Raw genomic sequence first — 686 nt, forward strand, 5'->3', positions numbered from 1 at the left:
GGGCGTCGGCTCGTGCGGGTGGCCGTGGGGGAGAGCGGTGGCGGGGAGGCCGGTTGGCGTCCGCGGGGCACTGTGTTGATCACGGGTGGCACGGGTGCGTTGGGTGTTCGGGTGGCGCGGTGGGCGGCTGCGGAGGGTGCCGGTCATCTGGTGCTGGTCAGTCGTCGGGGTCTGGAGGCTCCGGGTGCGCGGGAGTTGCGGGATGGGCTGGCCGCCTCCGGGGTGGAGGTGAGTGTCGAGGCCTGTGACGTCGCCGACCGTGCGGCGGTGGAGGACCTTCTGGGCCGGTATCCGGTGGATGCGGTGGTGCATGCTGCGGGTGCGGTGGTGAATCTGCCGCTGGAGCAGATGTCGGTGGAGGACTTGGCCGCGGTGTGGGCGGGCAAGGTCGCGGGTGCGGTGCATCTGGATGCGGTGCTGGGTGATCGTGGGCTGGATGCGTTCGTGGTGTTCTCCTCCATTGCCGGGGTGTGGGGCAGTGGTGGTCAGGCCGGTTATGCGGCGGCCAATGCGTTCCTGGACGGGCTGGTGCAGGCGCGTCGGGTGCGGGGGCTGGTCGGGGCGTCGGTGGCGTGGGGTCCGTGGGCCGGGAGTGGTATGGCGGCCGGTGCGGAGGCGGTCGAGGCGCTACGGCGGCGGGGTCTGCCGGCGCTGGATCCCGAGCGGGCCGTGCGCGCTCTGGGGCA

Annotated in this window: 1 protein-coding gene; it reads left to right on the plus strand. The window is 72.9% G+C overall.

Translation table 11 applies throughout. The features are described from left to right. Nucleotides 1-111 precede the first annotated feature (111 nt). The coding region (locus POF73_RS45855; protein ID WP_334313685.1) for an SDR family NAD(P)-dependent oxidoreductase at nt 112-686 on the plus strand (575 nt) is incomplete at its 3' end.

Source organism: Streptomyces sp. HD (assembly GCF_028369295.1).
GTDB lineage: Bacteria > Actinomycetota > Actinomycetes > Streptomycetales > Streptomycetaceae > Streptomyces.